This window comes from Streptomyces sp. 11-1-2 (assembly GCF_003595545.1).
GTDB classification, from domain to species: domain Bacteria; phylum Actinomycetota; class Actinomycetes; order Streptomycetales; family Streptomycetaceae; genus Streptomyces; species Streptomyces hygroscopicus_B.
Genome location: NZ_CP022545.1, coordinates 4,197,814 through 4,216,327 on the forward strand (window position 1 = coordinate 4,197,814; position 18,514 = coordinate 4,216,327).

Here is an 18,514-nt window from a genome sequence, read left to right on the forward strand (position 1 = left end):
ATTGTCATCTGCGGGGCTGGGCGTCCAGCACCTGCTGGAGCGCCTCGAACTCCTCCACGCACTTGCCGGACCCGAGCGCGACGGAGTCCAGCGGGTCCTCGGCGATATGGATCGGCATCCCGGTCTCCTGGCGCAGCCGCTCATCCAGGCCGCGCAGCAGCGCACCGCCACCGGTGAGCACGATGCCGCGGTCCATCACGTCGCCGGAGAGCTCCGGGGGGCACTTGTCGAGGGTGGTTTTGACGGCGTCGACGATCGAGTTGACCGGCTCCTCCATGGCCTTGCGGACCTCGGCGGCGGAGATCACGACGGTCTTGGGGAGGCCGCTGACGAGGTCACGGCCGCGGATCTCGGTGTGTTCCTCTTCGTCGCTCTCGGCCGCGGAGCCGATGGTGATCTTGATGTTCTCGGCGGTGCGCTCGCCGAGCAGCAGGCTGTACTCCTTCTTGATGTGCTGGATGATCGCGTTGTCCAGCTCATCGCCCGCCACCCGGATGGACTGCGCGGTGACGATGCCGCCCAGCGAGATGACGGCGACCTCGGTGGTGCCGCCGCCGATGTCCACGACCATATTGCCGGTGGCCTCGTGGACGGGAAGGCCGGAACCGATGGCCGCGGCCATGGGCTCCTCGATGATGTGCACCTGACGGGCGCCCGCCTGAGTGGACGCCTCGATGACGGCACGGCGCTCGACTCCGGTGATACCGGAAGGCACACAGACGACCACTCGGGGCCGGGCGAGATAGCGGCGCTTATGAATTTTCAGGATGAAGTACCGCAACATCCGCTCGGTGATCTCGAAGTCGGCGATAACGCCGTCCTTGAGCGGACGCACAGCGACGATGTTGCCAGGGGTGCGGCCGATCATCTTCTTCGCCTCGGCGCCCACGGCGAGAATTCCGCCAGTGTTGGTGTTGATGGCGACGACGGATGGCTCGTTGAGGACGATCCCGCGGCCCCTGACGTACACCAGCGTGTTGGCGGTCCCGAGGTCGACAGCCATGTCACGGCCGATGAACGACATGTTGTTCCCCATGAGGATACGTCAGGCCTTCCCTGCTGGAGCGATTGCTTGCTAGAGGTCGGCAGGATGGGTGTGCGCTGCGAGGCGCGGAGGCTTCATCGTAGTCACGCCCGCTCGAACACGCTGCGGGGGTCCTCCGCCATTGTCAGCAGAACACGACCCCGCCTCCTCTAATGGTGACGTCGTGTCGCGGAGATGCGTTCCCCCGATCGGCTCCCATATGCCGAAGGGCGGCCGAGCAATTCGGCCGCCCCCAGGTCAGCAGGGGTGTGGCAAGCAGATGATCAAACTGATGGCCGATCAGTACCGCTCGGATCGGGATCAGGCGAGCCCGGGAAAGAAAATCTTGATTTCCCGTTCGGCGGACTCCTCGGAGTCCGAGGCATGGATCAGATTTTCCCGAACGATGGTGCCGAAATCGCCACGGATGGACCCGGGCGCCGCGGCGATCGGGTCGGTCGGCCCGGCCAGCGCCCGGACTCCCTCGATGACCCGCTCGCCCTCGACGACCAGCGCCACGGCCGGAGCGGAGACCATGAACTCCATCAGGGGCTCGTAAAAGGGCTTGCCGACATGCTCGGCGTAGTGCTGCTCCAGGACCTCACGGTCCAGCTGACGCAGTTCGAGGGCGCTGATCGTCCAGCCCGCCTTCTTCTCGATCCGCCCCAGAATCTCGCCCACCAGACCGCGTCGGACGGCGTCGGGCTTGAGAAGGACGAGCGTGCGCTGGCTCACGGTGCGGGCTCCTTTGGGGAATGGCGTGCGGGTGGCGCTGTGAGGCAGAGGCTACATGGGTGAACGAGGGCCACGTCACGCAGCGTCAGGCGAGGTGGCCGAGGCCGCGGCGAACCGCGCCTTCGCCTCGTCGACCTTACGGCCGAAGTGGACCGAGGCCCACCACAGCGCGGCGAAGACCACCCCGAGGACGAACATGGTGGTCACCACGAAACCGCTCAGCACCAGGCCGATCTGCAGGGCCCAGCCGATCTGCACCGCGCCCGGACGGCTCAGCATTCCGCACAGCAGCACACACAGCGCCATGGCGATCCCGCTGACCGTCCAGACGGTGCCCGTCGACAGCCCGGACGTCTTCATCGCGACCAGCCCGGCGAAGCCGATCACAAAGAACTCACCGATGAGGGTGGAAGCGCACAGCGTCCGCATATCAGCCCCTTCCCAGAAGCAGCCGGGCCTCGCCGACCGTGATCACCGACCCGGTCACCAGAACACCCGCTCCGGCGTATTCACCCTCTTCCTCCGCCAGGGTGATGGCTTCCTCCAGGGCGTCGTCCAGCCGCGGCTCGACCTGGACCCGGTCGGAGCCGAAGACCTCGACGGCGATCGCGGCCAGCTCGTCCGGGTCCATCGCGCGATGGCTGGAATTGCGGGTCACCACGACCTCGGCGAAGATCGGCTCGAAGGCTTCCAGCAGACCGCGGACATCCTTGTCGGCGCTCGCCCCGACCACGCCGACCAGCCGGCTGAAGTCGAAGGACTCGGTGACCGCCTCGGCCGCCGCACGGGCGCCCGCGGGGTTGTGCGCGGCGTCCAGCACCACGGTGGGGCTGCGGCGCACGACCTCCATCCGGCCCGGCGAGGTCACGGAGGCGAAGGCGGAGCGGATCGTGTCGATGTCGAGCGTGCGGGCCTGCTGGGAGCCGACGCCGAAGAACGCCTCGACGGCGGCCAGCGCCATCGCCGCGTTGTGTGCCTGGTGGGCGCCGTGCAGCGGGAGGAAGACATCGGGGTACTCCCCGCCGAGGCCGCGCAGGGTCAGCAGCTGACCGCCGACCGCCACCTCCCGGGAGAGCACCCCGAACTCCATGCCCTCACGGGCGACCGTGGCGTCCACCTCGACGGCGCGCTTGAGCACCACGGAGGCGGCCTCCACCGGCTGCTGCGCGAGCACCACGGTGGCGTCCTGCTTCACTATGCCGGCCTTCTCCGTGGCGATCTGCTCCGGAGTGGTGCCGAGCCGGTCGGTGTGGTCCAGCGAGATCGGCATGATCACCGCGACGCCCGCGTCGACCACATTGGTGGCGTCCCAGGAGCCGCCCATGCCGACCTCGACCACCGCGATGTCCACGGGCGCGTCCGCGAAGGCCGCGTACGCCATCCCGGTGAGCACCTCGAAGAAGGACAGCCGGTGCTCCTGCTGGGCGTCGACCATCTCGATGTACGGCTGGATGTCCTGGTACGTCTCGATGAACCGCTCGGCGGAGATCGGCGCCCCGTCCAGGCTGATCCGCTCGGTGATCGACTGGACATGGGGGCTGGTGTAGCGGCCGGTGCGCAGCTCGAAGGCGCCCAGCAGCGACTCGACCATACGGGCGGTGCTGGTCTTGCCGTTCGTGCCGGTGATGTGGATCGAGGGATAGGACCGCTGCGGCGAACCGAGGATGTCCATCAGCGACTCGATGCGCACCAGCGACGGGTCCAGCTTGGTCTCCGGCCAGCGCTTGGCCAGCTCGCCCTCCACCTCGCGCAGGGCGCGGTCCAGCTCCGGGTCGGCCGGGCGGGACGGAATGCCGTCCCCCTGCGGTGGCCCGGACTGCGCACGCAGCGTCCGGCTACCGGCCTCGATCACCGCCAGATCGGGGTCACGGTCGGTCTCGGCTTCGACGATCTCTTCGAACTCGTCGGACTCGTTCTGGGGGCGCTCCTCGCTCACGCCGACCAGTCTACGAGGCAGGGGTGACAAGCCGGGCCAGCGCCATCCCCGGGGTCACGACCCGGTATCACCGAGGGGGTCACGACCCGGTATCTGTGACAAGGCGGCTCGCCTCCGGGGCGCTCTAGTCGCTGTCGACGGTCGACCGTGCTCGGTCACTCGTTCCTCGCTCCCTGCGCGCGCTCTCCCTTACGACAGCGACGCGCCCCTTCGGCTCACTCGCCGCCGAGAGCAGCCTTCATCATCGACTTGGCGATCGGCCCCGCGAGGCCGCCGCCAGAAATGTCGGCGCGGGCCGCGTCGCTGTCCTCGACCACCACCGCGACCGCGACCTTGTGGCCGCCGCCGGCGTCCGCGTAGCTGATGAACCACGCGTAGGGATTGGCGCTGTTGTTCTCACCGTGCTGGGCGGTGCCGGTCTTGCCGCCCACCGTCACCCCGGGGATCTTCGCGTTGGTCCCGGTGCCCTGATCCACGACCGTCCGCATCGCGGACTGCAGCTCGGACGCGGTGTGCTTGGACATCGCCTCGCCGTAGGTCTTGTCCTGGTTACGGTCCAGGGCGGAGGCAGTGCCGTCCGTGGTGCGGTCGACCTCGTACGGGGTCATCAGCTTGCCGTCGTTCGCGATGGCCGAGGAGACCATCGCCATCTGCAGCGGAGTGGCCGTCACATCGAACTGGCCCATACCGCTCAGGGCCGTCTGCGAGTCGTTCATCCCGCTCGGGTAGAGGCTCTTCGCGGCGCGCACCGGGATGTCCAGTTTGGAGTCGTCGAAGCCCAGCTTCTCGGCCTGCGCCGACACCTTGGACTGGCCCAGGTCCACGGCCATCTTCGCGAAGACCGTGTTGCACGAGTACTCCAGGGCGGTGCGTATCGTCGCGTTCTTACAGGGCGCCGACCTGTTCTCGTTGTGCATATCGGTGACCGTGCCCGGCAGCCGGTACGGATCCGGGCTCTTGGTCGGCTCGTCCACCGACGAGTACAGCCCGTTCTCCAGCGCCGCGGCGGCGACCAGGACCTTGAAGGTCGAGCCCGGCGGGTACGTCTGGCGCAGCGCGCGGTTCAGCATCGGCTGCTTCTTGTCCTTCTGCAGCGCGAGCCACGCCTTCTGGTCCTTGGTGGAGGAGCCCGCGAAGCTGCCGGGGTCGTACGAGGGCGTGCTGGCCAGGCCCAGGACGGCGCCGGTCGTGGGGTCGAGCGCCACGGCCGCGCCGGTCTTGTTCCCCAGGCCCTCATAGGCGGCCTTCTGCACGGCCGGCTTGATCGTGGTGATCACATCGCCGGGCTTGGACCGCTCCCGCGTGACCGCCTCGAGCGGGTTCTTCAGCCGGCTGTCGGAGCCGTCGAGGACCTGTCGGTCCAGGGCCTCGAGCTGAGTGCTGCCGTAGGACTGGGAGGCGTAGCCGGTGACCGGGGCCCAGAGCTTGCCGTCGGTGTAGGTGCGCTTGTACTTCAGGTCGCCGTCGGTAGACGCCGAGCCGGTGATCGGCTTGCCGCCGGCCAGGATGTCACCCAGCGGGCCGGCGTACTGGGAGATGGCCACACGGCTGTTGTGCGAGTTGTCCCGGAGACTGTCGCCTCTCGCCAACTGCACATAGGTGGCCCAGGCGAGCAGGGCCAGCACGAGCAGAAGCGAGAAAATGGAGGCCCTTCGCAGCGGCTTGTTCATGGAGGGTGGAGCTCCTTCCGGGACGTACTGCCGGAGAACTCCCGGAAGGCAGTGTTTGGTTCCCGGTGGGGCTTTGCTGTGCGGGGCCTGTGAGGCGTTTGTGAGGCTTCTCGGGGCGTCTGTGGCACATCGCACACACCAAAGCGCCCCCGCCGGAATCCGGCGGGGGCGCCTCGTGCGATCAGTGCCGACCGGCTTTCGGCCAGCCCTCGGTCAGCCCTTGGGGAGGGCCGCCAACTGGGCGGTGATCCGCGCGATATCGGCCTCGGCGGTCGCCTGCCGGGTGCGGATCTTCTCCACCACATGGTCGGGGGCCTTGGCCAGGAAGCCCTCGTTGGACAGCTTCGCGGTCGTCTGCGCCTTGTCCTTCTCGGCCGCGGCGAGGTCCTTGGCCAGCCGCTTGCGCTCGGCCTCGACGTCGATCGCACCGGAGAGGTCCAGCGCCACGGTCGCGCCCGCGACCGGCAGCGAGGCGGTGGCCGTGAAGTCCTCACCGGCCGGCTGGAGGCGCAGCAGGGAGCGCATCGCGTCCTCGTGGGCGGCGAGCGAGGTGCCGGACAGCTCCAGCCGCGCCGGGACCCGCTGACCGGGCTGGAGGCCCTGGTCGGCGCGGAACCGACGGACCTCGGTGACCACCTGCTGGAGGTTCTCGATCTCCCGCTCGGCAGCCTCGTCCCGGAAGCCGCTGTCGCCGGGCCACTCCGCGATGACGACGGACTCCCGGCCGGTCAGCGAGGTCCACAGCTTCTCGGTGACGAACGGGACCACCGGGTGCAGCAGCCGCAGCGTGATGTCCAGGACCTCGCCGAGGACGCGCCGAGCGGCGTCGGCCTCCGCACCGCCCTTGGCGAAGGTGGTCTTGGACAGCTCGACGTACCAGTCGAAGACCTCGTCCCACGCGAAGTGGTAGAGGACGTCGGAGAGCTTGGCGAACTGGTAGTCCTCGTAGTACGCGCCAACCTCGGCGACCACCGCGTTCAGCCGGGACAGGATCCAGCGGTCGGTGGCGGACAGCCGCTCGGGGGCGGGGAGTTCGCCCTCGACCGTCGCCCCATTCATCAGCGCGAAGCGGGTCGCGTTCCAGATCTTGTTGGCGAAGTTGCGGGACGCCTGGACCCAGTCCTCGCCGATCGGAACGTCGACCCCGGGGTTGGCGCCCCGGGCCAGGGTGAAGCGGACCGCGTCCGATCCGTAGGTGTCCATCCAGTCCAGCGGATTGACCGCGTTGCCAAAGGACTTGGACATCTTCTTGCCGAACTGGTCACGCACCATGCCGTGCAGCGCGATGGTGTGGAACGGCGGGGTGCCGTCCATCGCGTACAGGCCGAACATCATCATCCGGGCGACCCAGAAGAAGAGGATGTCGTAGCCGGTGACCAGGACCGAGTTCGGATAGAACTTCTCCATGCTCTCGGTCTGCTCGGGCCAGCCGAGCGTGGAGAACGGCCACAGGCCGGACGAGAACCAGGTGTCCAGGACATCGCTGTCCTGGTGCCAGCCCTCGCCGCTCGGCGGCTCCTCGTTCGGTCCGACGCAGACGACCTCGCCGTTCGGCCCGTACCAGACCGGGATCCGGTGGCCCCACCACAGCTGGCGCGAGATGCACCAGTCGTGGAGGTTGTCGACCCAGTCGAAGTAGCGCTTCGACATGTCCTCCGGGTGGATCTTCACCCGGCCGTCGCGGACCGCGTCGCCCGCGGCCTTGGCCAGCGGGCCGACCTTGACCCACCACTGCATGGACAGCCGCGGCTCGATGGTCGTCTTACAGCGCGAGCAGTGGCCCACGGAGTGGGTGTACGGGCGCTTCTCGGCGACGATCCGGCCCTCGGCGCGCAGGGCGCCGACGACGGCGCTGCGCGCCTCAAGGCGGTCCAGGCCCTGGAAGGGGCCATGGGCGGTGATGACCGCGTGCTCGTCCATGACGGTCAGGTTCGGCAGGCCGTGCCGCTGGCCGATCTCGAAGTCGTTCGGGTCGTGGGCCGGGGTGACCTTGACCGCACCGGTGCCGAACTCGGGGTCGACATGCTCGTCGGCGACGATCGGGATCCGGCGGCCGGTGAGCGGCAGTTCGATCTCGGTGCCGACGAGATGGCGGTAGCGCTCGTCGTCGGGGTGGACGGCGACCGCGGTGTCTCCCAGCATCGTCTCGGCACGGGTGGTCGCGACAACAATGGAAGCGTCGCCCTCGCCGTACCGGATCGAGACGAGTTCGCCCTCATCGTCGTCGTACTCCACCTCGATGTCCGAGATGGCCGTAAGGCAGCGCGGGCACCAGTTGATGATGCGCTCGGCGCGGTAGATCAGCTCGTCCTCGTAGAGCCGCTTGAAGATCGTCTGGACGGCCTTGGAGAGCCCCTCGTCCATGGTGAAGCGCTCACGGTTCCACGCGACGCCGTCGCCCAGGCGCCGCATCTGGCCGGAGATCTGCCCGCCGGACTCGCCCTTCCACTGCCAGACGCGCTCGACGAACGCCTCGCGGCCCAGGTCGTGGCGGGAGACGCCCTCCTTGGCCAGCTCGCGCTCGACAACGTTCTGCGTGGCGATACCGGCGTGGTCCATACCGGGCTGCCAGAGCGTCTCAAAGCCCTGCATTCGCTTGCGCCGGGTGAGCGCATCGATGATCGTGTGCTCGAAGGCATGGCCGAGGTGGAGCGAGCCGGTCACATTGGGGGCGGGATGACGATGGTGTAGGGCTCTTTGTCGCTCTTCGCGTCCGCCTCGAAGTAACCGCGCTCTACCCAGCGCTCGTACAGCGGCCCCTCTACATCGGCCGGCGCGTACTGGGTCGGCAGTTCGGGGTGGCTGTTCGGCCCGCTCGTGGGGCGCTGCGAAGAGTTCTCGGTCACCTCCGCAGTCTAAAGGGCCGCGGCCTTCCGTTACGAACCCGTTGTGGCCCCGGGGCCAAGGCGCCCTGGGCCGTCGGGAAGGATGTTGGAACTGTCATGCGCATAAGGAGAGGCACATGAGCCATCAGCAGCCGCCGCCGCAGCCCGGCCCCTATGGGGGCCAGCCAGGGGCGTACGGCGCCGGCCAGCCGCCGGTGCCCAATCCGTATGCGCAGACACCGGGCTACGGCCAGCCGCCGCAGGGCGGCTACGGTCAGCCGAGCCCTTACGGCGGGTCCGGCGGCTACGGACACCCTCAGCCCGCGAACCCTTACGGGCAGCCTCCCCAGCCGCCCCAGCCGAGCCCTGTGCCCCAGCAAGGCCCCGTGCCCCAGCAGGGCCCGGGCTACTACGGCGGGCCCCAGGCGCCGCCGCCCCAGGGACCGGCGGCCGGTGGCCGCGGTAAGGGCCGCAAGGTGGGTCTCGCGGTCGGCGCGGTGGTGGTCGTGGGGGCGCTGGGGGCGGGGGCGTTCATGCTGTTCGGCGGCGGCAGCGGCGGCCCGTACAAGCTGACCACGCCCAAGACCGTGGCCGCGGACTACGAGCGCCAGGGCTCGGGCACGGACGACAGTGATCTGTCGGCGGCGGGCAGGAAGGACCTCCAGCAGGTGCCGGTCGTCAAGGACCCGCATCTGGTGGCGGCCGACTACCAGACCTCCGGCAAGGAGATGCTGAAGTTCACCGGCGTCTGGGGCGAGGTGACCGACCCGGCGCGGGGCGCGGATCTCGCACTGGCGGTCATCGTCAAGACGCTGCAGGACAACGGCACCGCGCAGGCCAAGGGCAGTCCCCAGACGTTCTCCCCGGACGGCTTCGACGGGGACGTCCTGAAGTGCCAGTCCATGAAGTTCACCTCGGATCAGGGATCCATGGAGGCCCCCGCGTGCGTCTGGGGCGACAAGGACACCCTGGGCGTCACAGTCATGGCGGACCCGGCGGCCGCGGTTCTCGGCGGCGGTATGTCCCTCGAGGACGCCGCCGGCCTCACGGCCAAGGTGCGCAAGGACGCGCGAGTCGAGATCGACGGCTAGCCCGCGACCGGCGAACAGCAACACAACAGCGGTTTCACCAACGAGGGATACAGATGAGCTACAACCAGCCGGGCCCCTATGGCCAGCAGCCCCAACAGCCGGGTCCCTACGGACAGGGTGGTGCGGCCGGCCAGCCCGGCTACGGCTACCCGCAGCAGCCGGGTCCCTATGGACAGCCGCCGCAGCCGCCGCAGCCGGGCTACGGCTACCCCGGGCAGCCGCAGGGGCAGCCGGGCCCCTACGGACAGCCCCCGAACCCGTACGGCCAGCAGCAGCCGTACGGCCAGCCGGGCATGCCGGGCCCGTACCAGCCGGACCCGGGGCAGGGTGGCGGCAAGAAGAAGGGCCTGTGGGTCGCGATCGGCGCGGTGGTCGTGGTGGCCGCGATCGTCGGCGGCGTCCTGGTGATCCAGGGCGGGGACGACAACGGTGGCGGTGGCGGTGGCGGTGGCGGCGGTAAGGTCGCCGACGACGGCAAGCGGTACAAGCTCACCACCCCCGAGACGGTGGCCGGCGACTACACCAAGGAGTCCTCCGGCGCCGGCGGCGGACTCACCTCCTCGGACGCGGACGACTTCGAGAAGTTCGGCGTCAGCAACCCCGAGCCCGTGAGCGCGGAGTACAAGTCCGGCGAGGGCATGAGCGTGAAGAAGCTCCAGCTCAACGGGGTCTGGGGCGAGGTGAAGGACCCGGAGGCGGTAGTCGACGGCGCCTTCGCGAAGATCGCTCAGGAGGCCGAGAAGGACTCCTCGACCAGCAGCGGGATGAAGGCCGAGCTCGTGGGCAGCCCGGAGTCGGTGACGCCCAGCGGCTTCGAGAACGCCGTGATGAAGTGCCAGAACACCAAGTTCACCCCGGGCGAGGGCTCCAGCTCCAGCGGCATACCCAGCAAGGGGTTCACGATCCCGATCTGCATGTGGGGCGACAACAGCACGGTGGGCTATGTGGTCGTCTCCGACGCGGCCGCGGCGCTGTCCGGCAACGGCATGTCGCTCGACGACGCCGCTGACATCACCGCGAAGGTCCGCAACGACGCGCGCGTGGAGATCAAGTAGCCGAGCGGGCCGCCCAGTTCACAGGCCACAGCCGATCCGGAGGGGGACCCCCACAGCCATGAGCCACAACCAGCCACCGCCACCGGGGCCCTACGGCGGCGGACCCAGCCCGTACGGGGGCGCTCAGCCCAATCCGTACAGCGAAGGGCAGCAGCAGCCCGCGGAGCCCAACCCGTACGCGCAGCCGCAGGGTTACGGCTATCCGCAGCAGCCGCCCCCGCAGGGCTACGGCTACCCGCAGCAGCAGGCGGGTCCCTACGGCCAGCCGCCCTACCCCGCGCCGCCCGCGGCCGGCGGGGGCGGCAACCGCACCAAGATCATCGCAGTGACGTTGGCCGGGCTCGTGGTGGTGGGCGCGATCGTCACCGGCGCCGTGGTGCTGTCCGGCGGCGACGACGGCCCGAAGTCGATGAAGCTGGTCACCCCCAAGACGCTCGACGACGGCACGTACACGCTGGACAAGGGCACGGACGACCTCGACAACGAGGGCACCAGCGTGCAGGGCGGCATGCCCGAGGGCGCGACCTCTGTCCTGGCCCAGTACAAGCGGTCGGACGACGACAACTCGGGGCTCGCCTTCTCCGGGATGTACGGCGAGATCAGGGACCCGGAGGCGGTCCGGGACGAGATGTTCAAGGGCTTCGCGGGCGGCGACGGCTCCCCCACGGTGGAGGAGAAGCGCAAGCGGTTCCAGCCGGAGGGCGCTGACGGTCCCTCGGTGGAGTGCGAGGTGGTCAAGCTCTACGACCGGATCTACGCCCCGGCCTGCGTCTGGGCGGAGGAGACGGACGCGGCGATGGTGCTCGACGTCAACGCGGAGAACACCTCGCCGTCGGACGCCGACATGGAGTCCTTCGCCAAGGTGACCGCGGGCATCTACCAGGACACCCGCAAGCCCGCCTGAACCGCCCGTAAGGCGCCCACAGGGCGCGTACGACACGAAGAGGGCCCCGGAGACCGGGGCCCTCTTCGCATGCTCTCTGCGGGGCGACTACGCGTGCGTGGCGCCTACGCGCTCTTCTCGTGCCGCTCGCCCGGCTCGGTACCCCGGGTGCGGGGCACCAGCGTGGGATTCACATTGGAGTGCACGACGTCCTCGGTGATGACGACGCGGGCCACGTCCTTGCGGGACGGCACCTCGTACATCGCCGACATCAGCACTTCCTCGATGATGGCGCGCAGGCCCCGGGCCCCGGTGCCGCGCAGGATCGCCTGGTCGGCGATGGCCTCCAGGGCCGGACGGTCGAAGTCCAGCTCCACACCGTCGAGTTCGAACAGCCGCTGGTACTGCTTCACCAGCGCGTTCCGCGGCTCGACGAGGATCTGCAGCAGCGCCTCGCGGTCGAGGTTGTGGACGGAGGTGATGACCGGGAGACGGCCGATGAATTCCGGGATCATTCCGAACTTCACCAGGTCCTCGGGCATGACCTCCTGGAACTGGTCGCTCGCCTCGATCTCGCGCTTGGAGCGGATCGTGGCGCCGAACCCGATGCCCTTGGCACCGGCCCGCGACTCGATGATCTTCTCCAGACCGGCGAAGGCACCGCCCACGATGAACAGCACATTCGTGGTGTCGATCTGGATGAACTCCTGGTGCGGATGTTTCCGGCCGCCCTGCGGCGGCACCGACGCCGTGGTCCCTTCCAGGATTTTCAGCAGCGCCTGCTGAACGCCCTCGCCGGACACATCGCGGGTGATCGAGGGGTTCTCGCTCTTACGGGCCACCTTGTCGATCTCGTCGATGTAGATGATGCCCGTCTCGGCCTTCTTGACGTCGTAGTCAGCGGCCTGGATCAGCTTGAGGAGGATGTTCTCCACGTCCTCGCCGACATAGCCCGCCTCGGTGAGCGCGGTGGCGTCGGCGATGGCGAAGGGGACGTTGAGCATCCGGGCGAGGGTCTGCGCCAGCAGGGTCTTGCCGGAGCCGGTGGGGCCGAGCAGCAGAATGTTGGACTTGGCCAACTCGATGCCGTCGTCCCGGCTGTGGCCGCCGTTCTCGCCCGCCTGAACCCGCTTGTAGTGGTTGTAGACGGCGACCGAGAGGGCCTTCTTGGCGGCCTCCTGGCCGACCACGTAGCCCTCGAGGAATTCATAGATCTCGCGCGGCTTGGGGAGTTCCTCCCAGCGCACTTCGGAGGTCTCGGCGAGCTCCTCCTCGATGATCTCGTTGCAGAGATCGATGCATTCATCGCAGATGTACACACCCGGGCCCGCGATGAGCTTCTTCACCTGCTTCTGGCTCTTCCCGCAGAACGAGCACTTGAGCAGGTCGCCGCCGTCACCGATGCGTGCCACGAGGTGCTTCCCCTTCGCCTTGGATCCGCTTTGCTGCGCGGAACCGGGTGCTTGCGCTGCGCTTTCTGCTTCTTTTTCCGTGGGCCGGGGCCCCCAGCCCTCTACGACGGTACCTTGCCGGGCCCCCGGTTCGGGCCCCCCTTGGACCTACTCGGTCCAAGGGAGGTGTCGCCACCGAAGATTCAGCCGAGACCGACCGACGTCTTGCGGGTGGAAACGATCTGGTCGACAAGACCGTACGCCAGGGACTCCTCGGCCGTGAGGATCTTGTCCCGCTCGATATCGTCGCGGATCTTCTCGATGGGCGTGGTGGAGTGCTTGGCCAGCATCTCCTCGAGCTGCGAGCGCATCCGCAGGATCTCGTTGGCCGCGATCTCCAGGTCGGAGACCTGACCACGCCCGGTCTCACTGTACGGCTGGTGGATCAGGATGCGGGCATTGGGCAGGGCCATCCGCTTGCCCGGCGTACCGGCGGCGAGCAGCACGGCCGCGGCGGACGCCGCCTGACCCATGCAGACCGTCTGGATATCGGGCTTGACGAACTGCATCGTGTCGTAAATGGCGGTCAGCGCGGTGAACGAGCCGCCGGGAGAGTTGATGTAGACCGAAATGTCACGGTCCGGGTCCATCGACTCCAGGCACAGCAGCTGCGCCATGACGTCGTTGGCCGAGGCGTCGTCGATCTGGACGCCCAGGAAGATCACGCGCTCCTCGAAGAGCTTCGCGTACGGGTCGTACTCGCGGATGCCCTGGGAGGTGCGCTCGACGAAACGCGGAACGACATAGCGGGATTCGGCCATCGGGCCCGTGTACAGGCCGCTGCCGGGGAAGTTGCTCATCTGGGTCTTCACCATCCTGTGGCGATCTGGGGGCTGGAGGTCGGCTACGGGACGGCGGGACTCAGGCCCCGGTGCCGCCCCCGCCCGGAACGCTGGAGGCGGACGTCATGACGTCGTCGACCAGGCCGTACTCCTTGGCCTCCTGGGCGGAGAACCAGCGGTCGCGGTCGGAGTCACGGACGATCTGCTCAACCGTCTGGCCGGTGTGGAAGGAGGTCAGCTCGGCCATGCGCTTCTTGGTGTGCAGCAGCCGCTCGGCGTGAATCTTGATGTCCGAGGCGGAACCCGCCAGACCCGCGGAGGGCTGGTGGATCAGGATCTCGGCATTGGGCAGCGCGAAACGCTTGCCCGGGGTGCCCGCGCTCAGCAGGAACTGCCCCATCGAGGCGGCCAGGCCCATCGCGATGGTGACCACGTCGTTCTGGATGTACTGCATGGTGTCGTAGATCGCCATGCCGGCCGAGATCGAGCCGCCCGGAGAGTTGATGTAAAGGTAAATGTCCTTGTCCGGATCGGCGGCGAGCAGGAGCAGCTGAGCCGTGATCTTGTTGGCGATGTCGTCGTCGACCTGCTGGCCGAGGAAGATGATCCGCTCGCCGAGCAGCCGGTTGTAGACCTGGTCGCCGAGGCCACCGACGGTCGGCTCGCCGGCGGCGGAAGGCATCGTATTCGTCACGTATCCACCTGCTCGTCTCTGACGGCTGACTGGCCGTCTCAGCGTCTTCTTCTGGGGTGCGGGGATGTGGCCGCCGGTGCGGCCCCGGCGGGCTTGCGAGACTCCCCTGCCCTCGTATCTACGGACCCTAACGCGCTGGTCGGCGGGCGCCATCCCGCATCAGGAACTGTTCGCTCTGAGCGCATGTTCCGGAACCGGACCGGTATCGCGGAACACGAACGGGCCCGGACGCGTGCAGACGTTCGGGCCCGTTCGTACGGGCTGTGGAGCGGACCGGGATCAGCCCTCGGCCTTGTCCTGCTTCTCCTGGGACTCCGCGGGCTCCTCGGCGGTCTCGGTCGCGGCCTCGGCCTCGGCCTCGGCGGGCGCCTCGACGGCCTCGGAGGTGGCCTCGACCGTCTCGCCGGTCTCGTCCTCCTCGTCGTCCAGGTCGACGGTCTCGCCCTTGTCGTCGACGACCTTGGCGGCCTCGACCACGACGGCCAGCGCCTTGCCGCGGGCGACCTCGCCGACGAGCATCGGCACCTGGCCGCCCTCGACGACGGCCTGGGCGAACTGGTCCGGGCTCATGCCGGAGGACTGCGCACGGCGCATGAGGTGCTCGGTGAGCTCCTCCTGGCCGACGGACAGCTGCTCCTTGTTGACCAGCTCGTCGAGGACGAACTGGGTCCGGATGCCCTTCTCGGCCTGCTCCTTGAGCTCGGCGTCGAACTCCTCGGCGGTCTTGTCCTGCATCTGCAGGTACGACTCGAGGTTCAGGCCCATCTGGCCGAGCTGGTGGTGCTCGAGGTTGTGCTTACGGGTGTTGATCTCTTCCTCGAGGAGCTTCTCGGGGATCGGCACCTCGACCAGCTCCAGCAGGGCGTCCAGCACCTTCTCCTGGGCCTGGGTGGCCTGCTCGAACTTCTTCGACCGCTCCAGGCGCTTACGGCTGTCCGCGCGAAGCTCCTCGAGGGTGTCGAACTCGCTGGCCAGCTGGGCGAAGTCGTCGTCGAGCTCCGGCAGCTCACGGGCCTTGACCTCGGACACCTTGACCGAGACCTCGGCCTCCTTGCCCTGGGCGGAGCCGCCCTTGAGCTCGGAGGTGAAGGTGGCCTCGCCACCCGCCTCCAGGCCGGTCACGGCCTCGTCGATGCCGTCCAGCAGCTCGCCCGAGCCAATGGTGTAGGTGACGCCGCTGGCGACACCGTCCTCCAGGACCTCGCCCTCGACCTTGGCCTCGAGGTCGATCACGACGATGTCGCCCTCGGCGGCGGCGCGCTCCACCGGGCTGGTGGTGGCGAACCGCTCGCGCAGCTGCTCGACGGACTTGTCGAGGTCCTCGTCCGAGACCTCGACGGCGTCGACGGTGACCTCGATACCGGAGTAGTCCGGGATCTCGATCGTCGGGCGGATGTCGACCTCGGCGGTGAAGGTCAGGAGCTCGTTGTCCTTGAGCTCGGTGATGTCCACCTCGGGCTGGCCGAGCGGGTTCAGCTCACCCTCGTTGACCGCGTCGGTGTAGAACTTCGGGAGCGCCTCGTTGACGGCCTCTTCCAGGACGGCGCCACGACCGAACCGCTGGTCGATGATGCGGGCCGGGATCTTGCCCTTACGGAACCCAGGCACCGTGACCTGCTGGTTGATCTTCTTGTACGCCGCGTCGAGGCTGGGCTTGAGCTCCTCGAAGGGCACCTCGACAGTGAGCCGAACCCGGGTCGGGTTCAGGTTCTCCACGGCGCTCTTCACGGTTGGGTCTCCTTGGGGGGCTGACGTGTGGTGTTCAGCTGCGGTGCGCTGTCGCGTCGCAGCGGATTCGCGTCCGGTTAAAAAAGACACAGACACGCAGCTTGCATAGTAACCGCAAGCATGACGGGCCCCACAACGCGATCTTGACGCCTGTGGATGGTCGGGGTGGCCGGATTCGAACCGACGACCTTCCGCTCCCAAAGCGGACGCGCTACCAAGCTGCGCCACACCCCGTCGGTGCGACACGTAGGGTACATGCCCGCGGACCCCCCGGCTGCCGGTTATTCGACTGGTGGGCAAGGGTGTGCGGGGAACGGTGGGGAACCGCTACGATGCATCTCATGCCGCGATCCGGGTGATCATGCCTGGGCGGAGGTGTCCGGGTGACCGGTGCATCCGTGTACGCGGCGTGTGCGGGCGTAGCTCAATGGTAGAGCCCCAGTCTTCCAAACTGGCTACGCGGGTTCGATTCCCGTCGCCCGCTCCACTGCTTTCGGCCCGGCCCGGGGAACTCCCCGGAGCCGGGCCGTTTGCGTATGCGCACACGCCCGGGCATCCGCGCCCCCGTGACGCGGGGCGCGGATGCCTCGGGGCCGAGTCGGGCGGCGTCAGGGGTTGATGTCGGCAATCGCCTGGGCGGCCGAGTCGAGGAACTTCTGGATGTCCGGTGCGACGTTGGACGAGGCGAGCAGGAACCCGAAGAGGATCGCGACGAGGGCAGGACCCCACTTGACCCGGCCATTCCGGATCATTATCACCAGGATGATGCCCACCAGCAGCACCAATGACAGGGAAATGGCCACAACATCCCACCCTCAGTCGCACACGTCTCACAGGCCCCGGAAGCACGCGACCCCGCACACCCCCGCAGTCACCATCGTGCCATCAACTACCCCCGCTCAGCAGCGGGATGGAGCGATATACGGTCACCTGTGCACACGCCACCCACCCCTTCGGTACCCGTCCGGTAACCGCTCATTCAAAGGGGCGCGGGTGATGCTGCCCACAACTCGGCGGGGCGCCCGGCTGGTTAATTCCGACCGCCCCGGATCATCTCGGGCGGGAATTCGGAATTCGCCCGGCGATCACTCGACAGGGTGACAAAACATCAATGAATCAGACATTCCGCCAGAGCCTCCTGCGGGGCATATGCCCCAATTAAGTAGGATGAAAGTGGTCAGAACGGGCCGCCTGGGCCGGGATATCGAATGATCGCATCGCTTTGTCGACTCCCCGCCGACTTCCCCGAGTCGACTATCGGCCACGATGCGAAGGCCATGAACAGAAAGCAAACAGAACGAGGTTTTACGTAATACAGGTTTGAGCGCTATCGTGCCTTAGATGTTTCACGCTGCCATGACTCCCCCACGCGCAGTGAGGTCCCGGGTGGTCTCCCCCAGTTCCTGGTGGGAGGGCCTGTGACCAACTCCCTGCGCCCACACGGTTATCAGCGGACCCCCCTCCCCCAGGAGGCGGCGCCCACTCCCCCTACGCCGCGGGCCGAAGAACCAGGGCAGCAGGCGTCCACCCCGCCCGCCCCCAGCGCCCCCGCCGAACAGAAGCCCAAGCAGCGGGACGCGTTCTTCGACAACGCGAAGTACCTCGCGATCGTGCTGGTCGCGATGGCCCACTCCTGGGAGCCGCTGACCGACTCCAGCCGCACCGCGGAAGCGCTGTACATGGTCGTGTACACCTTCCACATGCCGGCCTTCATCCTGATCTCCGGCTACTTCTCGCGCAGCTTCGACATGCGACCGGACCGGCTCAAGCGGCTGGTCACCGGCGTAGCGGTGCCCTACCTGATCTTCGAGGTCGCGTACACGCTGTTCAAGCGCTGGGCGGACGACGACCCGACGTACGACTTCAGCCTGCTCGACCCCTGGTACCTCACCTGGTTCCTGGTCGCGCTGTTCGTATGGCGGCTGACCACTCCGCTCTGGAAGCTGGTGCGCTGGCCGATCCCGCTCTCGCTCGCGGTCGCCACCCTCGCGGCGGTCTCGCCCGACATCGGCGACGACCTGGACATGCAGCGGCTGCTGCAGTTCCTGCCGTTCTTCGTCCTCGGCCTGTGCATGAAGCCCGAGCACTTCCAGCTGATCCGCCGCCGCTCCGTGCGGATCGCGTCCGTGCCGATCTTCGCGTGCGCCCTCGTCTTCGCCTACTGGGCGGCGCCGCGGATGAGCTCGGCGTGGTTCTACCACCGCGACAGCGTCCAGGAGCTGGGCGCGCCGCCGTGGACCGGCCCGGTGATGACGCTCGCCCTCTTCGGCTGCTCGGTCGTACTGGTGAGCTGCTTCTTCGCCTGGGTGCCGCGGCGGCACATGTGGTTCACGGTGCTGGGCGCCGGGACGCTGTACGGCTACCTGCTGCACGGCTTCCTCGCCAAGGGCTCCCGCTTCTGGGGCTGGTTCGACAACCACGAGTGGCTGCACAAGCCGCTGGGGGAGATCGCGGTCACGGTCATCGCCGCCTCCGTGGTCACCGTGCTGTGCACGCCTCCCGTCCAGCGCGCCTTCCGCTTCGCCATGGAGCCGAAGATGGCCTGGGCCTTCCGTAAGGACCCCGCCGAACAGGCCCGCAGCCGTACGACGACGTCGGCCTAGCGCGCCGACGGTCACGACGCGAAGGGCTGGACCGCGG

Annotated in this window: 14 protein-coding genes, 2 tRNA genes and 1 pseudogene; 5 read left to right on the forward strand and 12 right to left on the reverse strand. The window is 68.2% G+C overall.

Going from position 1 to position 18,514, the window contains the following annotated elements; all coding sequences use genetic code 11:
- Positions 1 to 4 precede the first annotated feature (4 nt).
- From CGL27_RS17915 to CGL27_RS17940, 6 genes and pseudogenes are all read right to left on the reverse strand, one after another.
- Positions 5 to 1,024, reverse strand: coding sequence for a rod shape-determining protein (locus CGL27_RS17915; RefSeq protein ID WP_014060693.1), 1,020 nt, complete (start codon positions 1,022 to 1,024; stop codon positions 5 to 7).
- 321 nt (positions 1,025 to 1,345) lie between these two features.
- A complete protein-coding gene (gene ndk, locus CGL27_RS17920) occupies positions 1,346 to 1,759 on the reverse strand; it encodes a nucleoside-diphosphate kinase (RefSeq protein ID WP_119988371.1) in 414 nt (137 codons plus the stop codon).
- Positions 1,760 to 1,834: 75 nt separating this feature from the next.
- Positions 1,835 to 2,188 carry a DUF4233 domain-containing protein gene (locus CGL27_RS17925; RefSeq protein ID WP_119988373.1) on the reverse strand — a complete coding sequence of 118 codons (354 nt, stop codon included), beginning with the start codon at positions 2,186 to 2,188 and terminating at the stop codon, positions 1,835 to 1,837.
- A 1-nt stretch (position 2,189) separates the two neighbouring features.
- Positions 2,190 to 3,695: a folylpolyglutamate synthase/dihydrofolate synthase family protein gene (locus tag CGL27_RS17930; protein WP_119988376.1), complete on the reverse strand. Its 1,506-nt coding sequence runs from the start codon at positions 3,693 to 3,695 to the stop codon at positions 2,190 to 2,192.
- Between the two features lie 215 nt (positions 3,696 to 3,910).
- The gene (locus CGL27_RS17935; RefSeq protein WP_119988379.1) at positions 3,911 to 5,365 is read right to left on the reverse strand and encodes a penicillin-binding protein 2; all 1,455 of its coding nucleotides are present in this window, start codon (positions 5,363 to 5,365) and stop codon (positions 3,911 to 3,913) included.
- 213 nt (positions 5,366 to 5,578) lie between these two features.
- Positions 5,579 to 8,211: pseudogene (locus CGL27_RS17940) on the reverse strand (valine--tRNA ligase).
- Between the two features lie 116 nt (positions 8,212 to 8,327).
- Between CGL27_RS17940 and CGL27_RS17945 the strand changes: the two are divergent.
- From CGL27_RS17945 to CGL27_RS17955, 3 genes are read left to right on the forward strand one after another with little or no spacing between them, the layout of a single operon-like run.
- Positions 8,328 to 9,281: a hypothetical protein gene (locus tag CGL27_RS17945; protein WP_078641419.1), complete on the forward strand. Its 954-nt coding sequence runs from the start codon at positions 8,328 to 8,330 to the stop codon at positions 9,279 to 9,281.
- 53 nt (positions 9,282 to 9,334) lie between these two features.
- On the forward strand, positions 9,335 to 10,336 hold the full coding sequence (locus tag CGL27_RS17950) for a hypothetical protein (protein ID WP_119988381.1): 1,002 nt from the start codon (positions 9,335 to 9,337) through the stop codon (positions 10,334 to 10,336).
- A 58-nt stretch (positions 10,337 to 10,394) separates the two neighbouring features.
- On the forward strand, positions 10,395 to 11,240 hold the full coding sequence (locus tag CGL27_RS17955; RefSeq protein WP_119988384.1) for a hypothetical protein: 846 nt from the start codon (positions 10,395 to 10,397) through the stop codon (positions 11,238 to 11,240).
- A gap of 104 nt (positions 11,241 to 11,344) precedes the next feature.
- Here the strand turns inward: CGL27_RS17955 and clpX are convergent, their stop codons facing one another.
- The 5 genes from clpX to CGL27_RS17980 form a co-directional block, all read right to left on the reverse strand.
- The gene (gene clpX / locus CGL27_RS17960) at positions 11,345 to 12,631 is read right to left on the reverse strand and encodes an ATP-dependent Clp protease ATP-binding subunit ClpX (RefSeq protein ID WP_059145704.1); all 1,287 of its coding nucleotides are present in this window, start codon (positions 12,629 to 12,631) and stop codon (positions 11,345 to 11,347) included.
- A gap of 182 nt (positions 12,632 to 12,813) precedes the next feature.
- Complete coding sequence (locus tag CGL27_RS17965; RefSeq protein WP_037945933.1) at positions 12,814 to 13,470, reverse strand: ATP-dependent Clp protease proteolytic subunit; 657 nt, start codon at positions 13,468 to 13,470, stop codon at positions 12,814 to 12,816.
- A 61-nt stretch (positions 13,471 to 13,531) separates the two neighbouring features.
- Positions 13,532 to 14,146 carry an ATP-dependent Clp protease proteolytic subunit gene (locus CGL27_RS17970; protein WP_014060704.1) on the reverse strand — a complete coding sequence of 205 codons (615 nt, stop codon included), beginning with the start codon at positions 14,144 to 14,146 and terminating at the stop codon, positions 13,532 to 13,534.
- 279 nt (positions 14,147 to 14,425) lie between these two features.
- Positions 14,426 to 15,874 carry a trigger factor gene (tig, locus tag CGL27_RS17975; protein ID WP_162953017.1) on the reverse strand — a complete coding sequence of 483 codons (1,449 nt, stop codon included), beginning with the start codon at positions 15,872 to 15,874 and terminating at the stop codon, positions 14,426 to 14,428.
- 157 nt (positions 15,875 to 16,031) lie between these two features.
- Positions 16,032 to 16,108, reverse strand: a tRNA-Pro gene (locus tag CGL27_RS17980).
- Between the two features lie 179 nt (positions 16,109 to 16,287).
- On the opposite strand from CGL27_RS17980, the gene CGL27_RS17985 reads away from it, so the two are divergent.
- Positions 16,288 to 16,361: transfer RNA gene (locus tag CGL27_RS17985), tRNA-Gly, on the forward strand.
- A gap of 121 nt (positions 16,362 to 16,482) precedes the next feature.
- Here the strand turns inward: CGL27_RS17985 and CGL27_RS17990 are convergent.
- The gene (locus CGL27_RS17990) at positions 16,483 to 16,677 is read right to left on the reverse strand and encodes a hypothetical protein (protein ID WP_119988389.1); all 195 of its coding nucleotides are present in this window, start codon (positions 16,675 to 16,677) and stop codon (positions 16,483 to 16,485) included.
- A gap of 615 nt (positions 16,678 to 17,292) precedes the next feature.
- Here CGL27_RS17990 and CGL27_RS17995 point away from each other — a divergent pair.
- On the forward strand, positions 17,293 to 18,477 hold the full coding sequence (locus CGL27_RS17995) for an acyltransferase family protein (RefSeq protein WP_119988392.1): 1,185 nt from the start codon (positions 17,293 to 17,295) through the stop codon (positions 18,475 to 18,477).
- Positions 18,478 to 18,514 lie beyond the last annotated feature (37 nt).